This is a genomic window from Streptomyces sp. NBC_00873 (genome assembly GCF_045207415.1).
Classification (GTDB): Bacteria; Actinomycetota; Actinomycetes; order Streptomycetales; family Streptomycetaceae; genus Streptomyces.
Map to the genome: position 1 here is coordinate 7,562,899 of NZ_CP108803.1, position 17,503 is coordinate 7,580,401.

The 17,503-nt window shown below is 70.3% G+C and carries 12 protein-coding genes and 2 pseudogenes; 6 read left to right on the top strand and 8 right to left on the bottom strand.

Annotated elements, in window-relative coordinates; genetic code table 11:
* Positions 1–50 precede the first annotated feature (50 nt).
* Entirely contained in the window at positions 51–4,937 is a 4,887-nt protein-coding gene (locus tag OH809_RS34930; protein ID WP_406417538.1) for a hypothetical protein, read from the top strand.
* On the opposite strand, the gene OH809_RS34935 is transcribed toward OH809_RS34930, so the two are convergent.
* Entirely contained in the window at positions 4,934–6,055 is a 1,122-nt protein-coding gene (locus OH809_RS34935) for an IS630 family transposase (RefSeq protein WP_406417537.1), read from the bottom strand. The genes OH809_RS34930 and OH809_RS34935 overlap by 4 nt on opposite strands.
* Positions 6,056–6,138: 83 nt before the next feature.
* Between OH809_RS34935 and OH809_RS34940 the strand changes: the two genes are divergently transcribed.
* Positions 6,139–7,482 (top strand): IS630 family transposase, encoded by a 1,344-nt coding sequence (locus tag OH809_RS34940; protein ID WP_406417535.1) that lies wholly within the window; start codon positions 6,139–6,141, stop codon positions 7,480–7,482.
* Between the two features lie 66 nt (positions 7,483–7,548).
* Here the strand turns inward: OH809_RS34940 and OH809_RS34945 are convergent, their stop codons facing one another.
* Entirely contained in the window at positions 7,549–7,995 is a 447-nt protein-coding gene (locus OH809_RS34945; protein ID WP_406417533.1) for a hypothetical protein, read from the bottom strand.
* A gap of 413 nt (positions 7,996–8,408) precedes the next feature.
* Here OH809_RS34945 and OH809_RS34950 point away from each other — a divergent pair, with 413 nt between their 5' ends.
* Genes OH809_RS34950 through OH809_RS34965 form a run of 4 tightly spaced genes read left to right on the top strand, consistent with a single transcriptional unit; the run spans position 8,409 to position 12,821 of the window.
* Positions 8,409–11,348 carry a nitrate- and nitrite sensing domain-containing protein gene (locus tag OH809_RS34950; protein WP_406417531.1) on the top strand — a complete coding sequence of 980 codons (2,940 nt, stop codon included), beginning with the start codon at positions 8,409–8,411 and terminating at the stop codon, positions 11,346–11,348.
* Entirely contained in the window at positions 11,345–11,788 is a 444-nt protein-coding gene (locus OH809_RS34955; protein WP_406417530.1) for a roadblock/LC7 domain-containing protein, read from the top strand. Before OH809_RS34950 ends, OH809_RS34955 begins: the two co-directional genes overlap by 4 nt.
* A gap of 9 nt (positions 11,789–11,797) precedes the next feature.
* A complete protein-coding gene (locus OH809_RS34960) occupies positions 11,798–12,235 on the top strand; it encodes a DUF742 domain-containing protein (protein WP_406417528.1) in 438 nt (145 codons plus the stop codon).
* Entirely contained in the window at positions 12,216–12,821 is a 606-nt protein-coding gene (locus tag OH809_RS34965; protein ID WP_406417526.1) for a GTP-binding protein, read from the top strand. Before OH809_RS34960 ends, OH809_RS34965 begins: the two co-directional genes overlap by 20 nt.
* Before the next feature lie 167 nt (positions 12,822–12,988).
* Here OH809_RS34965 and glpK read toward each other — a convergent pair whose 3' ends face one another.
* The 6 genes and pseudogenes from glpK to OH809_RS34995 all read right to left on the bottom strand — a co-directional run bounded on the left by glpK (position 12,989) and on the right by OH809_RS34995 (position 17,432).
* Complete coding sequence (gene glpK / locus OH809_RS34970) at positions 12,989–14,506, bottom strand: glycerol kinase GlpK (protein ID WP_406417524.1); 1,518 nt, start codon at positions 14,504–14,506, stop codon at positions 12,989–12,991.
* Between the two features lie 84 nt (positions 14,507–14,590).
* On the bottom strand, positions 14,591–15,352 hold the full coding sequence (locus OH809_RS34975; protein ID WP_406417523.1) for an MIP/aquaporin family protein: 762 nt from the start codon (positions 15,350–15,352) through the stop codon (positions 14,591–14,593).
* Positions 15,353–15,615: 263 nt separating this feature from the next.
* Positions 15,616–15,835 (bottom strand): annotated as a pseudogene (locus OH809_RS34980) (thiolase C-terminal domain-containing protein); the annotation flags it as partial.
* Positions 15,834–16,081 (bottom strand): annotated as a pseudogene (locus OH809_RS34985) (Zn-ribbon domain-containing OB-fold protein); the annotation flags it as partial. The pseudogenes OH809_RS34985 and OH809_RS34980, both read right to left, overlap by 2 nt.
* A gap of 70 nt (positions 16,082–16,151) precedes the next feature.
* Positions 16,152–16,499 carry an Mpo1-like protein gene (locus tag OH809_RS34990; RefSeq protein WP_406417521.1) on the bottom strand — a complete coding sequence of 116 codons (348 nt, stop codon included), beginning with the start codon at positions 16,497–16,499 and terminating at the stop codon, positions 16,152–16,154.
* Positions 16,500–16,625: 126 nt separating this feature from the next.
* Entirely contained in the window at positions 16,626–17,432 is an 807-nt protein-coding gene (locus tag OH809_RS34995; RefSeq protein ID WP_406417519.1) for a M15 family metallopeptidase, read from the bottom strand.
* Between the last annotated feature and the right edge of the window lie 71 nt (positions 17,433–17,503).

Below are 17,503 nucleotides of genomic sequence, written 5' to 3' on the forward strand. Positions count from 1 at the left end.
CCCCCACCGCCGCCCCACTCCTGCTTTCCGAACGACGAGAGTCCGCCGCCATGTACGAGCTGTCCCGGGTCCGCCTCTACTCCATCGGGCCTGCCGGTGCGCGCTACGCCGACACCGTGCTTGACCTGCGCGGAGTGGGCGAACCCGTGCCCAACCCCGCGCCGGCCCAGGCGGAGTTCTTCGAGGAGGAGCCGGTCGGCCCGCCGCGCCGGCCGGCACCCGCCGGTGTGCTCTTCCTGGAGAACGGCGGCGGCAAGTCCGTCCTGCTGAAGCTGATCTTCTCCGTGATGCTGCCCGGTCACCGCAACACCCTCGGCGGCGCCAGCTCCGGTGTACTGCGCAAGTTCCTGCTCGCCGACGACTGCGGTCATGTCGCGCTGGAGTGGCAGCACACCCTCACGGGTGAGTGCGTCGTCGTCGGCAAGGTCAGCGAGTGGCGCGGACGGCAGGTATCCAACGACCCGCGGAAGTTCGCGGAGGCCTGGTACTCCTTCCGCCCCGGACCCGGTCTCAGCCTCGACTCGCTGCCGGTCGCCGAGGCCACCGCCGTCGGCCGCCCCGTCGAAGGCGCCTCCGGCGCCCAGGGCAGGCGCCGCACCATGAAGGGCTTCCGGGACGCCCTCACGGATGCGGGCAAGTTCTACCAGCACCTCGATGTGCACTGGGAAGAGATCCACGACCGGTGGAACGAGCACCTCGGCGACCTGGGCCTCGACCCCGAACTCTTCCGCTACCAGCGCGAGATGAACGCCGACGAGGGTGAGGCGGCCGGGCTCTTCGCGGTCAAGAAGGACTCCGACTTCACCGACCTGCTGCTCCGCGCCGTCACGGACACCCGCGACACGGACGGTCTCGCCGACCTGGTCAGCGGCTTCGGCAACAAGCTGGGCCGCCGGGCCGAACTCACCGCGGAACGCGACTTCACCGCAGGCTCAGTCGACCTGCTCGGCCGGATCGTCGAGGCCACCGGCACCCGCTCTTGTACCCGCGACATCCACGCGGGCGCCGAACGCCGCACCCGCACCCTCGCCCGCAGGCTCTCTGCCCGGGCCGCCCAGGAGCGCGGCCGCACCGCCGACCTCGCCCAGCAGGTGACGGGCGCCGCCCACACCGTCACCGCCGCCGAGGAGGCCCGCAGCCGCAGCGCTCTCATCGCCGCCGAACTGGCCTACCGGCACGCCTCCCTGGCCCTGGCCGCAGCCGAGAAGGGCGCGGCCGCCCAGCGTCGCGAACTGGTCGACGCCCGCACCCTGCACTCCGCCTGGCAGGCCGCCGAAGCCGTGCTGCGCCACCGTGCCGCCGCCGACCGGTCCGCGCGCGTCGCCGTCGCCATCCGCGAGGCCGAACGCGACGCCGCACCCGCGCTCGCCGCCCGGGCCACCGCCGCCGCCGACCTCGTACGCGCTCTGCACACCGCCGCGGAAGCCGGAGAGCAGCTGGCCAACGAGGAGGAGGAGCGCTCGGACATCCTCCAGGCCGCGGGCGAGACCGCCCACCGGGATGCCACCACCGCCGCCACCGAGGCCCAGCGCGCCCGCAGCGAGGCCGGACATCTGCGCCAGCGCCTCGCCGAGGTGGAGCAGGAGACCGCCGAGGCGGTGCGGGCGGGCTGGCTCGACAACACCGCGCCGGACGCCGACCCGGCGCGGGCCGCCCTCGCCGCGAGCGACGCCGAACAATCCACCGTCGCCGCCTGGAACGCCGCACGGGAAGCGGCCGGAGCCGCGGCCGACCGGGCCAGGGAAGCGGCGGCCGCCGAGAGCCGCGCCGAGCTCGCCGCGGCGCGCGCCGCGGACGGTGCGCAGGCGGCGGAACAGTCGTACGAGGCCGAGTTCAGGGCCGCCGAGTCGATCGCCGCCGACCACCGCCTCGCCGACCTGCTGGGCCTCCCCACGGCGCACGGCGCCGGTGTGCCCCGGCCCCGTCGCGGAGCCACCGGTAACGAACCGGGCACCGCGCCGGGCACCGCGGCACCGCACGGCGCGGCTCCCCAGGACGGGCACGAGGACGGGGCAGGTACAGGACCCGGCACCGCCGCGGCCGGCTCCGACCGGCAGGCCGTCGTCGGCCAGGCACTCGCCACCGGCCGCACCGCCACGGGCGAGCACTCCCTGACCGCCGAACAGCCGCTCACCGCAGAGGAGTTCGACCGGAGCGCCGACGAGCTGAGGGAGCTGCTCGACGAGGGCATCGCCGCCGCCGAACGCCGCCTCTTCGAACTGCGCACCGCCGCGGCCGACGACTCCCGTATCCTCGGCGCACTCGGCGACGGCGGACTGCTGCCGCCCGGACCCGACGTGCTCGCCACCGTCGAATACCTCGGTGAGCACGGCATCCCGGCCCTGCCGGGCTGGCGCTACCTCGCCCAGGCCGTCGACCCCGCCGACCACGCGGCGGTGCTCGCCGCCCGCCCCGAGCTCGTCGACGGCGTGATCATCACCGACGCCGACTCGCACGCCCGCGCCCGCGAGGTCCTGGGCGGCGCCGCCCTGCTGCCGCGCTCCGCCGTTGCCGTCGGCACGACTGCCGCACTGCTCGCCCCCGTACCCGCTCCCGGCACCGACTCGGCCCGGAGCACCGACGAGGTGTTCCTCGTCCCGCCGAACCCGGCGATGCACGACGAGCATGCCGCCGACGAGGAACGCCAGGCGCTGCGGAGCCGGGCCGCCGACCGCGACGAGGACATCCGCACGCTCGCGGCCCGCCTCGCCGGAGACCGGTCCCTCGCCGCCCGCATCGGCTCCTGGCGCGCCGACTGCCCGCCCGGCATGCTCGCCGAGCTTGCCGAGGCCGCCCGTACCGCCCGCACGGCCGCCGAGACGGCCCAGGCCGTGCTCGCCGAGGCCCGTTCGGCGCGCGCCGAGGCCGACGAAGCCGCCGCGGACACCGCCCGCGTCCGCGACGAGCGCCAGGAGGCCGCCCAGCGTGCCCGCCGTGTCGCCGACGCCCTTGCGGGCCTGGCCCACCGGCTCCGCGAACGCTCGCGCTGGCAGGCACGGCTGCGTGAACTGGTCGAGGAGGCGGCCGAGTCCGAGGCCCGCGCCACCGTCTGCCTGGAGCGTGCCCGCGCCGCCGACGAGGACCGCAGGGCCGCCCAGCGTGCGGCCGACGACGCCCGCCGCACCGCCCGAGCCCTGCGCGCCGAACGTGCGGAGATCGCAGGCGCCCCGGAGAACCTCCCTGAGCCCGAGGGCGACGCCCCGCGCCCCGCCCTCCCCGCCCTGCGCGAGGCCTACCGGGCCGCATCCCAGCTGTACGAGAAGGTGGGTGTCGGCGCCGACCTGCGCGCCGAACAGGCCCGCGCCGAAAGTGACGAGAGCGCCGCCCTCGCCGAACTGGACCGGCTCACCAACAAGGTCCGTACCCGCGCCGCGCAGCTCCTCGAGGGCACCGACGGAGCCGACGGCCCGTCGCGCCAGGCGGCTGCCGCCCGCGCCGAATCCCTGGTCCAGCTCCTGGAGACCCGTGCCTCCGCCGCGAGCGAGCAGCTCGGCCGGCTGCGCGGCGAGGCCGAGCGCCTTGCCCCGGTCGACGGCGAGACCCACCACACCGAACTCCCCGACGAGTTGGTTCCCGCCGACGCCGAGCAGGCCCAGACCCTCCTGCGTACCGCCACGGCCGAACTCGGCACCGCCACCGGCGCCCTGGACACCGCCCGCGCCGCCCACGCCGAACTGCTCCACGCCCACCGCACCGCCGAGGCATCCGCCGGAGGCTTCGACGAGACCGCCGCCCTGCTGCGCGACCTTCTCAGGGACCACGGCGCCGACGACGACCCGGAGGCCCCCGAGCCGTACCCCGGCAGCCTCGACGAGGCCCGTCGGTCCGCAGCCGAGGCCCGTAGCTCGCTGCGCGGCTGCACCGCCGACCTCTCCGCCGCCGAAAGCGCCGTACGCGAGGCGAGCGACGTCCTCGTACGGCACGCCAACGCCACCCGCTACGAGCAGGTCCGCACCCCCGCCCGGCAGCAGATCCGCGAACTCCCGGCCGCGGCACTGCCGGAGCACGCCGAGAAGTGGGCTGCCGCCTTCGCGCCCCGGCTCCGCGTCCTCACCGACGAGCTGGCCCAGCTGGAGCGCAACCGCGACTCCATCGTCGACCGGCTCCGCGGACTCGCGGAGTCCGCGCTCACCACCCTCCGTTCCGCCCAGCGGCTCTCCCAGCTCCCCGAGGGCCTGGGAGAGTGGTCCGGCCAGGAGTTCCTCCGAATCCGCTTCGAGGAGCCCGACCAGGCGACGCTCACCGAGCGGCTCGGCGACGTCATCGACGAGGCCACTCGCGCCGCCCTCAAGAAGAACTCCGACCTGCGGCGGGACGGCATGTCCCTCCTGCTGCGCGGCGTTCAGGCGGCCCTGGAGCCCAAGGGCATCGCCGTGGAGATCCTCAAGCCGGACGCGGTGCTCCGCGCGGAACGCGTCCCGGTCGGACAGATGGGCGACGTCTTCTCCGGCGGCCAGCTGCTGACCGCCGCCATCGCCCTGTACTGCACGATGGCCGCCCTGCGCAGCAACGACCGGGGCCGCGACCGGCACCAGCACCGCCACGCGGGCACGCTCTTCCTCGACAATCCCATCGGCCGCGCCAATGCCACGTATCTGCTGGAGCTCCAGCGCGCGGTGTCGGACGCCCTCGGCGTACAACTGCTTTACACCACGGGACTGTTCGACACCACGGCGCTCGCCGAATTCCCGCTGGTCATCCGGCTGCGCAACGATGCGGACCTGAGGGCGGGCCTGAAGTACATCAGCGTGGAGGAGCACCTGCGCCCCGGCCTGCCGCAGCAGGATCCGAACGGCGAGACGGTGCACGGAGAGATCACCGCGACCCGCATGTTCAAGCGCACACCGGCGACGCTCGACGCATCAGAGGCAGCCGAAGCCCCCGACGTCCCCCGGGCCCCCGAGCCATCCAGGAGTGCCGGGACGCCGGCCGGCTAGTGTCCTGCGCCGGAGATCCGTTGGCAGAAGCGGGCGAGTGAGTCGAGAATCTCTTCGGCTGTCTTGGTCCAGATGAACGGTGTTGGGTTTTCGTTCCATTCCTTGACCCAGGATCGGATGTCGGCTTCCAGGGAACGTACGCTTTTGTGTGCACCGCGGCGGATCTTCTGGTCGGCGAGGAAGCCGAACCACCTCTCCACCTGGTTGATCCAGGACGAACCAGTAGGGGTGAAGTGCAGGTGGAATCGGGGGTGCTTGGCCAGCCATGCTCTGATGGCGGGTGTCTTGTGGGTGCCGTAGTTATCGCAGATCAGGTGGACCTGGAGGTGCCCAGGAACCTCCTTCTCGATCTTGATGAGGAACTTCTTGAACTCCGCTGCCCGGTGCCGACGGTGCAGCGAGGTGATGACCTCGCCGGTCGCGACGTCGAAGGCCGCGAAGAGGGTGGTCAGACCGTTACGGACGTAGTCATGGGTGCGACGCTCGGGCATGCCCGGCATCATCGGCAGCACCGGCTGGGACCGGTCCAGCGCCTGGATCTGCGACTTCTCGTCCACCGACAGCACCACCGCCCCTTCGGGCGGATTGAAGTACAGCCCGACCACGTCGTAGACCTTCTCCACGAACAAGGGGTCCGTCGACAGTTTGAAGGTGTCCGTCAGATGAGGCTTGAGATGGAACTTCCGCCAGATTCGGCCCACGGTCGGTTTCGACAGCCCACTGCGTTCGGCCATCGACTTGCGCGACCAGTGGGTGGCATTCTTCGGGATCTCCTCCAGCGTGCTGACCACGACCGCTTCCACCTGGTCGACGCTGATGGTGGGCGGCCGGCCCGGCCGGGGCTCGTCCACCAACCCGTCCAGCCGGGCGGCCAGGAACCGCCGACGCCACTTGCGGACCGTGTCCGCCGCTACCCGCAGATCCCGCGCCACCACAACAATCGGCGGAACGTCAGGGCCTGCACACGCCAGCACGATCCGCGCCCGTAACGCCACCGCCTGCGCAGACGTCGCCCGCCGGGCCCAACGCTCCAACATCGCACGCTCGTCAACGGACAACAACAACGGTTCCAGCTTCGGACCACGACGCGGTGCGGGCACACCCGCAGAAACACTCATACAGGCACTAACGACGGATCTCCGGCGCAGGACACTAGTGTCCTGCGCCGCAAATGTCGACTCTAAGTATGTAGAGTGTTTGTATGTCGCCTTCTGGTCCGCGTGCTGTGGAGATTGTTCTGTCCGGTGAGGAGCGCGCCGAGTTGTCTCGGTGGGCTGCCGGGGCGGTGTCGTCCAAGCTGGCGGAGCGGGCGCGGATCATTCTGGTCTGTGCGGAGGGTGCGTCAAATGCGGCCGTGGCGGCGGAGTTCGAGGTGACGTCGGCGACGGTGGCGAAGTGGCGTGGCCGGTTCGCGGTCCGGCGGCTGGCCGGTCTTGCGGACGAGCCGCGGGCCGGGCGGCCCAAGGCCGGACTCGTGCTCACCGGGGCCGAGCGGGCGGAGTTGACCCGGTGGGCTCGGCGGGCGAAGACGGCCCAGTTCCTTGCGCTGCGGGCGAAGATCGTGCTGCGCTGCGCGGAGGGCGGGACGAACAAGCAGGTGGCGGCCGAACTCGGTGTCGCCCAGGCGACGGTGAACCGCTGGCGTGCCCGGTTCGTTGAGGACCGGCTCGACGGGCTTGCTGATGAGCCGCGTCCGGGCCGGCCGCCGTCGGTCCTGCTCGACCGGGTCGAGGACATCGTGGTGGCGACCCTGGAATCCACGCCGAAGAACGACACCCACTGGTCGCGTGCGTCGATGGCCGAGCACAGCGGTCTGTCGAAGTCCACCATCGGGCGGATCTGGAAGAGGTTCGACCTCAAGCCGCATCTGCAGGACTCCTTCAAGCTGTCCACCGACCCGCAGTTTGTGGAGAAGGTCGTCGATGTCGTCGGGCTGTACCACAACCCGCCCGAGCGGGCCGTGGTGCTCTGCGTGGACGAGAAGTCGCAGGTGCAGGCACTGGACCGGTCCCAGCCCGTCCTGCCGATGATGCCGGGCATGCCCGAGCGCCGCACCCACGACTACCTGCGGCATGGCATTACCAGCCTGTTCGCCGCGTTCAACATCACTGACGGAACTGTCATCAGTGCCCTGCACCGGCGCCACCGGGCCACCGAGTTCAAGAAGTTCCTGATCACGATAGACAAAGCTGTGCCCGGGGAGCTCGATGTGCACCTGGTCTGTGACAACTACGCCACCCACAAGACCGACGAGATCCGCAAGTGGCTGGCCCGGCACCCCCGCTTCCATGTCCACTTCACCCCGACCGGCTCCTCATGGATGAACCAGGTAGAGCGCTGGTTCGGCCTGCTGACGGACAAACTCATCCGCCGCGGCGTCCACACCTCCATCCAGGCACTGGAACGCGACATCCGCGCCTGGATCCAGACCTGGAACGAGAACCCCAAACCCTTCACCTGGACCAAGAGCGCCGACGAGATCCTCAACTCCCTCGCCGACTACCTGGAAAAGATCAACCCGACAGTCAAGAAATCACGACACTAATTTAGAGTCGACATTTGCGGCGCAGAACACTAGCGCGACTTCGACGTCCCGCCGGGGCACGCGCGGTCAAGCCCGCGACAGGCCGCCCGCGCCCCGGCGGCGTATCCGAGCCGCCTCCCGGTCCTCGGCCCTCGCCGCCCGACGGGCCGCACGCCGCTCCCGGCGCAGCTTCCGTGCCGAGCTGCTGGGCATGCACACCACGCCATGGCGCTGATTCCAGACCTGGCGGGTCACCCACACATCCAGCACCGACCAGGTGGCGACCACCGTGCTGCCCACGCTGCTCAGCACCATAGGGAAGGCCAGCCACGAGCCCGTCAGGGTGGCCAGGAACGCCACCATCGCCTGGATGATCGTCAGCGACATGATGAGCACGGCGCGCACGGCCGACGTACGCACCGGATCCGGCATGCGTCGCCGTACCGCAGGCTCCTCCACCCACAGCGGCTGCCGCGGGATCCGTGTCCCGCTCTCCGCCGGTGCCCCGGTGCTCCGACGCTCTTCCGTGTCCAAGGACTTTCAACTCCCCACCACTGTCCGACTTCAGGGTTGTTGCCCGGCATGCGGCGTTTCTACGCAGGCGGACCGGATCGCCCTGCCGTACGCCCTCTCCGTAATCCCCTACCCTGTGCCGACGCTCGTACAGACAGACGAGTGAATCGTCGTGAAGATTCCCTCGATCCATCACGGAGCGAAGACTTCCAGCCAACTGCCATGTGGGGGAACGTGGCGCTCTGGCAGGGCTCTTCTGCCGCTTTCGCGAACTTCATCTCACGGGAATACCAGGACAACTCGCGCCCAGCGTCTGCCAGTCCGGCTGAAAATCGTCCGGACATGCCTTCGAGTTGCCTGTGAGGCAGTAGTAGGCTCGCGCCGTTTATTGACGGAACAGCGCCCCCGCACGAGGGGCTGAGCTGGGGGAGGCCATGCGCTTTCGCGGAAAGTCCATCCGCAGGAAGATCGTGGCGTTGCTGCTGGTGCCGCTCGTCTCCCTCACCGCCCTCTGGAGCTTCGCCACCTATCTGACCGGCCGCGAGGCCAGCCAGTTGATGGGTGGGAGCACGATCGTGGAGAAGGTCGGCCACCCGCTGGAGGACACCGTCCGGGTGGTCCAGAAAGAGCGCCGGCAGACCCTCGTCTTCCTCGCGGACCCCCGCGCCTCCGACGCTCTTCCCCTGCTGCGCCGCGAACGTGCCGCCACCGACCGCGTCGTGGCGGACGTCAAGAAGAGCGCACAGCAGAAGAGCATTCGCGACGCCCTGAGCACCGACGCCGAAGCGCAGCTCAATTCGATCCTCAGCGCCGTCGAAGGTCTCGGCGCGCTCCGCGACTCGGTCGAGAAGCGCACCATCGACCGTAATCAGGCACTGGATTTCTACAACGGTCTCATCGACCCCTGCTACCGCTTCCTGACCGGTCTCCACACCATGGAAGACGTGTTGCCGGACAAGCAGCTACGCGCTCTGGTCGGCGTCTCACGGGCCCGCGAACTGCTGTCCCGGGAGGACGCACTGGTCGCCTCGGCACTCGTCGCCGACCGGCTCGACGCCCCTGAACTCCGACAGATCTCCGACCTCGTCGCGAACCGCAAGCTGCTCGTCGAGATCAACAGCGAGGCACTCCCGGCGGCGGAGCGGCGGCGGGTGGAGCAGTACTGGGCGAGCCCGGAGAGCGAGCCGCTGCGCACCGCGGAGAACAAGATTGTCGCCGCGGGCCCCACCGACGACCCGCGCGCGGTCGACGCCGAACGCTGGCAGGAAGTGGCTCCGCCGGTCCTGGACCGGCTGGCCAAGGACTCGACCGAGATGAACAACCGCTTCCAGGACCGCGGCAAGCCCGCCGGATACAACGTTCTGATCAAGGCCGGTGTCGCGGGTGTCCTCGGCTTCCTCGTGCTGCTTGTCTCCGTCTTCGTCTCCGTACGCATCGGCCGTGAGCTCGTCCGCGACCTCTCCCGGCTCCGCAAGGACGCCCACGAGGTCTCCGGCGTACGGCTGCCGAGCGTGATGCGCCGCCTTGCCGCGGGCGAGCACGTCGACGTCGAGACCGAGGCCCCGCATCTGAGGTACGAAAAGGACGAGATCGGCCAGGTCGGCCAGGCACTCAACACGCTGCAACGCGCTGCCGTCGAGGCCGCGGTCAAGCAGGCCGACATGCGCCGGGGTGTCTCCGAGGTCTTCGTCAACCTCGCCCGCCGCAACCAGGTGCTGCTGCACCGCCAGTTGACGCTGCTGGACGCCATGGAGCGCCGGACCGAGAACACCGACGAACTCGCGGATCTCTTCCGCCTGGACCACCTCACCACCCGCATGAGGCGGCACGCCGAGGGCCTCGTGATCCTCTCCGGCGCCGCGCCGTCCCGGCAGTGGCGCAAGCCTGTCCAGCTGATGGACGTGGTGCGCGCGGCCGTCGCCGAGGTCGAGGACTACGAGCGCATCGAGGTCCGCCGGCTGCCGCGCCTCGGCGTGGGCGGGCCGGCCGTCGCCGACCTCACGCACCTGATCGCCGAACTCCTGGAGAACGCCACCGTGTTCTCGCCCCCGCACACCGCGGTCCAGGTGCACGGCGAACGCGTCGCCAACGGCTTCACCCTCGAGATCCACGACCGTGGCCTCGGCATGCCGCCCGAGGTCCTCCTGGACGCCAATCTGCGGCTCGCCGAAACGCCGGAGTTCGAGCTCTCCGACACCGACCGGCTCGGCCTCTTCGTGGTGAGCCGACTGGCTCAGCGGCAGAACGTCCGGGTCTCCCTGCAGACCTCCCCGTACGGAGGCACCACCGCCGTCGTCTTCATTCCGGCGGCTCTGCTCACCGATGCCGCCGATACGCACGGCTCGGGATTCCGCCTCGACCGACGGGCCGAGAAGGCGATCGGCAGCGGCAGGACCGGCAAGGAGGCGCCGCGCAGCGACAAGAACCGCAGGGACGGCGTAGCGGACCGGCGGACAGCCGATCGCGCGGGCGAAGCCAGGCCCGGCGTACTCGCTCCGGTCTCCAGCGGGCTCGCGGACCCGACCGTCCTGGACGGACCGGTCGAACTCGAAGGACCGGTCGACGCACTCGGCTTCACACCCGATCCCGTACTCGATTCCGTACTCGATCCGGTTCTCGACGGAGTGTCCGACATCGAAGACACCGACAGCGAACGCGGTGGCATCTTCCGCGCCCGCGACCTCCGTCGTGATGCCGACCGCCAACAGCACCAGCAGGCGTCCGACCGGATCTCCCGACCCACGGCCGATGTCCGGGCGACGCGCCCCGGCGGCCCGGTGCCGCTGCCCCGCCGCAAGTCACCGACGCTGGTCACCGACCGGGGCCGCCGCGTCGACGAGGCCGGCCGCGCGCACCCGACGACCACCGACCAGGAGCCGACGGACACCGGAAGGGACACCGGCGCGTCCTCGTACGACTCCGGGCACTCCTCGTACGACAACGGCCGCTCCTCCTGTGCCCCCGGGCAGTCCACCAGCGACGCCTGGGTCTCCGCCGCCACCGGGCGGCCCACCGAACCCCGGCAGCCCACCGGCTTCCGGACATCCACCGAGTCCGTCGCACCCGCGTCGGCACCGCCTGAAGCGACGCCACCGACCGCACCCCCCTCGCACTGGGGAACCGTGGGCGGACTGCCCCGCCGGATCCGGCAGGCCAGCCTCGCGCCGCAGCTCCGCGAAACATCCGGCGGACGTGCTTCCGAGCCGGCCCGAGCGGAACCGGCCGAGGACATCGAGCGGAACGCGGACGAGGTACGCAGCCGAATGGCATCGCTGCAACGAGGCTGGCAGCGCGGCCGTCGGCAGAACGCCGAGGAAGCGACCGGGCCCGGTGAGACAGCACAAGGAACCACTCCGGGAGGGGACGGTCGATGACCGCACCGAACGCCGCAGCATCCAACGCCACACGCCAGGGATCCGGCGAACTCAACTGGCTGCTCGACGAACTCGTCGAGCGTGTCGGCAGCATCCGCAAGGCTCTGGTGCTCTCCAGCGACGGCCTCCCCACCGGCACGTCCAAGGACCTGACCCGGGAGGACGGTGAGCATCTGGCGGCCGTCGCCTCCGGATTCCACAGCCTCGCCAAAGGTGTCGGGCGCCACTTCGACGCGGGCCGTGTCCGTCAGACCGTCGTCGAACTCGACGAGGTGTTCCTCTTCGTCACGGCCGCCGGTGACGGCAGCTGTCTCGCCGTGCTGGCCGACTCGGACTCCGACGTGGGGCAGGTGGCGTACGAGATGACGCTGATGGTCAAGCGTGTGGGGGCACACCTGGCCAACGCCCCACGGACGCCCGGTCTGCCCGCCGGAGGGTGAGGGGCGGGCATGAGCGCTGACTCGTCCCGGGGCACACCCCCCGGATCCCCGGCCGCTCCCGCCGACCCGCAGTCGTCACGCTGGTACGACGCCGACGCGGGGCCGGTGGTCCGTCCGTACGCGATGACCCGGGGCCGTACCAGCAGCGCGTCCCGCCACCGCCTCGACCTGATCGCGATCGTCGTCCCCGAACCGGCGGCCGACGACCCCGGCCGGGACCAGACGCTCTCCCCGGAACACGTGGAGATCGTCGAACTCTGCAGCACCATGCCCCAGTCGATCGCCGAGCTGGCGTCCGGTCTGGATCTCCCCGTCGGGGTGGTCCGGGTGCTGGTCGGCGATCTCGTCGAGGACGAGCTGGTGCATGTGACCCGTCCCGTTCCGCCGGCCGAGCTGCCGGACGTGAACATTCTTCGCGAGGTGATCAATGGCCTTCGGGCGCTCTAGCCGCAGCAGGCGGCCCGTGGAGCCGGTTACCTTGAAAATCCTGGTGGCGGGCGGCTTCGGCGTGGGCAAGACGACACTGGTGGGCGCGGTCAGCGAGATCAGACCACTGCGTACCGAGGAGCGGCTGAGCGAGGCCGGCCGCCCGGTGGACGACACGGCCGGAGTCGAGTCCAAGACCACCACCACGGTGGCCATGGACTTCGGGCGGATCACGCTCCGCGAGGACCTGGTGCTGTATCTCTTCGGCACACCGGGGCAGGACCGGTTCTGGTTCCTCTGGGACGAACTGGCCCAGGGAGCCCTGGGCGCGGTCGTCCTCGCCGACACCCGGCGTCTGGAGGACTGCTTCGCGGCCGTCGACTACTTCGAGCAGCGCGCGATCCCGTTCACCGTCGCCGTCAACTGCTTCGAGGGAGCCGACCGGTTCCCGACGGAGACGGTGCAGGCGGCGCTCGACCTCGATCCCGAGGTGCCGGTGCTCATGTGCGATGCGCGTGACCGGTCCTCGGTACGGGACGTGCTGGTGGCGGTCGTCGAGCACGCACTTGCCCGCGCGGGCCGGTTCCGCGAGCCGGCCACCACCTGAGCACAGCGGCGGAACGCGGCCCGTACCCCCGCCGACCGGGGTACGGGCCGCGCGTCGTGGGGCCACCGGATGCGGGACCGCGCAGGGAACCGCGTACTCCGGGACCGGTCACGGGACCATGTCCGCAACCGCCTCCGGGACCGCGAACGGGTCGGCGTACGGAGCCTCTACCTGCTGCCGGCGCCCTCCTCCTCCCAGCCCAGGCTCCGCTCCACAGCCTTGCGCCAGTTGTCGTATTCGCGCTCACGGATCTCCGGCTCCATGCGCGGTTCCCACTCCACATCGCGCTGCCAGTGCGTCTTGAGCTCGTCGAGCCCCGACCACACCCCGGTCGCAAGCCCCGCCGCGTACGCCGCGCCCAGGCACGTCGTCTCGGAGATCTTCGGTCGGATCACCGGAACCCCAAGAACATCCGCCTGGTGCTGCATGAGCAGCCGGTTCGCCGTCATCCCGCCGTCCACCTTGAGCGTCGTGATCGGCACCCCCGAGTCCTGGTACATCGCGTCGACGACCTCACGCGTCTGCCAGCTGGTCGCCTCCAGAACGGCGCGGGCCAGATGCGCCTTGGTGACGTATCCGGTGAGCCCGGTGATGACCCCCCGGGCGTCCGAACGCCAGTAGGGGGCGAACAGCCCGGAGAAGGCAGGGACGATGTACGCCCCGCCGTTGTCGTCGACGCTCGCCGCCAGCGTCTCGATCTCCTCGGCGTTCCGGATGATCCCGAGCTGGTCGCGGAACCACTGGACCAGCGCCCCGGTGATCGCGATCGAGCCCTCCAGGCAGTAGACGGGGGACTGGTCGCCGATCTTGTAGCCGAGCGTGGTGATCAGCCCGCTCTTCGACGGCACGGGCCTGTTCCCGGTGTTGAGGAGCAGGAAACTCCCGGTGCCGTACGTGTTCTTGGCGGTACCCGGGTCGTAACAGGCCTGGCCGAAGATCGCCGCCTGCTGGTCGCCGAGCGCGGAGGCCACCGGCACCCCGGCGAGTGCGCCGACCGCGGTCCCGTACACCTCCGCCGAAGACCGGATCTCCGGAAGCACCGCCGCCGGGACGTTCATCGCCGTGAGGATCGACGGATCCCACTCCAGCGTCTCCAGATTCATCAGCATCGTGCGCGACGCATTGGTCACGTCCGTGACATGGACGCCGCCGTCCGTGCCGCCAGTGAGATTCCAGATCAGCCAGGAGTCCATGGTGCCGAAGGCGATCTCGCCCCGCTCGGCGCGGCTCCGCAGGCCCGGTACATGGTCCAGCAGCCAGGCGGCCTTGGGGCCGGAGAAGTAACTGGCCAGTGGAAGCCCGGTGATGTCCCGGAAGCGGTCCTGACCGTCCGCGCCGCCGAGCTCGTGGCAGAGGGCGGCCGTACGGGTGTCCTGCCAGACGACGGCGTTGTGCACGGGCTGCCCGGTCGCCCGGTCCCAGAGCACGGTCGTCTCGCGCTGGTTGGTGATGCCGAGCGCGCTGAGCTGCTGTGCCCGCAGCCCGGCATTGGCGAGCGCACCCGCCACCACGGCCTGGACCGTGGTCCAGATCTCGGTGGCATCGTGCTCCACCCAGCCGGGTTTCGGGAAGATCTGGCGATGCTCGCGCTGGTCGACGGCGACAATCGCGCCGTCCTGATCGAAGATGATGCAGCGGCTTGATGTGGTGCCCTGATCGATGGCGGCGACAAACCTGCCCGTCATGACGTCTCCTTGTCGCAAGGTCGAGGAGCCGAAGTGGCAGAACCTGGATGACCGGAACCCGGATGGCCAGTGCCCCTCCCGGCACTAGAAGGCGGCACGGAAGACGACACCCGCCAGGAGCCCGCCCACCAGCGGTCCCACCACCGGGATCCAGGAGTAACTCCAGTCGGAGGTTCCCTTGTTCGGTATCGGCAGCAGTGCGTGCACCAGCCGCGGACCGAGGTCACGGGCCGGATTGATCGCGTACCCGGTGGGTCCGCCGAGCGACAGTCCGATGCCCACCACCAGCAGGGACACCAGAAGTACGGAGATTCCGGAGCCGTAGACACCAGCGCCTGCCCCCGCCACCGGCCCGATCCCGATCCCGGCGTTCTTCCCGAAGGCCAGGATCGGCAGCACCAGACCGGTTGTCGCGATGATCTCGGTGCCGAGGTTTGCCACCGGACTGCGGATCTCCGGAGCGGTCGAGAAGATCCCCAGCGTCGGCACGGCCGTCTTCTCGTCCGCGTTGGCGCGGAACTGCGCGGAGTACGTGAGCCAGGCCAGCAGCGCACCGATGATCGCGCCCACCATCTGCCCCAGGATGTAGAGCGGGACCTTGTCCCACTTCCCGGTGTCGACGGCGATGCCGACCGTGACCGCCGGATTGAGATGCCCGCCGGACAGCGGGGCCGCTGTGTACGCACCGGCCAGCACACCGAAGCCCCAGCCGAAGGCGATCACCACCCATCCCGCGGCTCTCGCCTTGGAGTGGTGGAGGGTGACGGCCGCACACACACCTGCGCCGAACAGGATGAGGATCGCCGTACCGATGACTTCCCCGACGAAAATGTCTCCATTGCTCATGGCGCTCCTAGGGGTTGTCCGGCGGGTCTCGCCGGTCGCTTCCATGGCTACGGAGGCCGAGGGCAGGGAGGTTCGTTGACCTGCCCGGCTGTCCGTGACGAGCGTGGTGACCATGTCGGACTGCCGCAGAGCGGGAGTGGCGGCAGCGACTGAGCAAGGAGTGTTCACCGGTGCTGATCAGCCGTCAAGAATGCTGACAACAAACCCAGTTCACGACGCACGGACCGGACGCTTCCACGCGTTGCGGATGGATCCGGGAGATCTCAGCGGACCGCGACGACCGCCGATCCGTGCCCGAACAGCCCCTGATTGGCGGTGATTCCGGCACGCGCCCCCGGAACCTGTCGCTCCGCCGCGCAGCTGCCATGTCAGCTCGCAGACCTGGGCGATGGCCTGCGCCGGTACCGCTTCGCCGAACGAAGCGAGCCCGCCGCTCGGATTGACCGGGATGCGGCCGCCGAGCGCTGTCGCCCCCTCGCGTATACGGCTCCCAGGACATGTCCGGGTCGGAGACGTACGGGGCGGGGGGACGGTAGCGGCCGTCGGTGTACGACCAGACGGTGCCCCGCTTGGAGAGCGGCGTCTCGACCAGCTCACCGCCCGCGCAGCCCGGATTGCGGCAGAACGCGTCCTGGCGCGGGAAGAAGACCGACGAGCAGGCCGAACACCGGGTGCCCAGCAGCCGGAAGTCCCCTCGGTGCTGTCCTCGGTGAACCACCCGGCCACCACGGGTGTGCGCGTGTGCGACAAAACCCCTCCCCGGCACCGGATCTGACGGAACGTCAGAAGCGTGTCACGGTCAGCGGTTCTCGGCGAGCCACTTGGCAGAGGTCTCCGCCAGTTCTCCGTCGCGCCCCGCCAGCATCATCCGGATCATCTGCACATCGCCGCGCAGCGACCACGCGGGGTGCCCGAAGGTGGCCGGATTGTTCTTCTCGATCAGGAAGTGCGCGGGCCAGGCCGCGCCGTACCCGATCAGGGGCAGCGCCGCCGCATACCGCTTCCGGCCACGGGCCAGGCCGTAGGCGGTGACCGCGAGCCCGGTCAGGGTACCCGTGAGATGGGCCCACCGGGTCGCAGCCCTGGAGTGCATCGCCACGTAGTAGGGCCAGAACTCCTCGTACGAATGGAACGTCTGCTGTGACATACGGGCACCGTAATGGCTGGGAGCGCAACCGGATACGGCCGGTCCGCGTCCGAGAGGAAGGACGAGTGGCCGGAACCCACGGGGGTGGCCCCGGCCGTTCGTCGTCCCACCGCGCTGCCGCGGGCTTCAGTGCCCTGCGACGGACCGCCGGGCCACCGGGAAGTCGAAATAGGTGTCCGGGAACAGCTCCGGCTTGAAGGTGTAGTGCCACCACTCCTCGGCCAGATTCACGAAGCCGGCATCCGTGAGCGTGGTCTTCAGGAACTGCCGGTTGGCTCGCTGCGCACCCTGGATCCGTGGGTCGTCGGTGTGCGACAGCGTGTCGAAGCAGTCGTATCCCGTGCCCATGTCGACCGAGTTGTCCGGGAACCGCTCGGCCTGCGGCGCGTAACAGGGCACCAGCTGCTCGCCCGGCCGGTACGGCCTGGTCGGCGCGGCGGGCAGCCTCACCAGCGTCAGGTCCACCGTGCTGCCACGGCTGTGTCCGGACTTCTCGGCGATGTAACCGTCCGTGAACAGTCGTGTCTTGTCGACCCGGGGGTAGAACTCGCCCTTCATCGTCTCGTCGTCGAGATCCTCGGCCCAGCGCACGAAGTGATCGACGGCCCGTTGCGGCCGGTAGCAGTCGTACACCTTCAGCGAGTAACCCTGGCGCAGCAGCCGCGTCTGTGCCCGGTGCAGGGCCTGGGCCGCGGGCCGGGTCAGGATGCAGAGCGGCTGCCGGTATCCGTCGACCGGCTCGCCCAGGAAGTTGTGGCCGGTGGGATAGCGCATCTCCTGGATGATCGTGGGGTCCACCGAACGCAGTGCGACGAACTCCTCGGGCGCCTTCGGCTCGGTCTTCGCCTGCGCCGCGGGGGTGGCGGCGGTGACGGCGAGCAGGGCGGCGGCAGTGGCTGCCAGGGCACGGAAAGCGGAAGCGATACCTGTCATGAGCGCATCATCCATGAATCATGGGGGTCCCGGAAGCACGATCGGATACAGTCCGCGCGTGTCCACGCCCT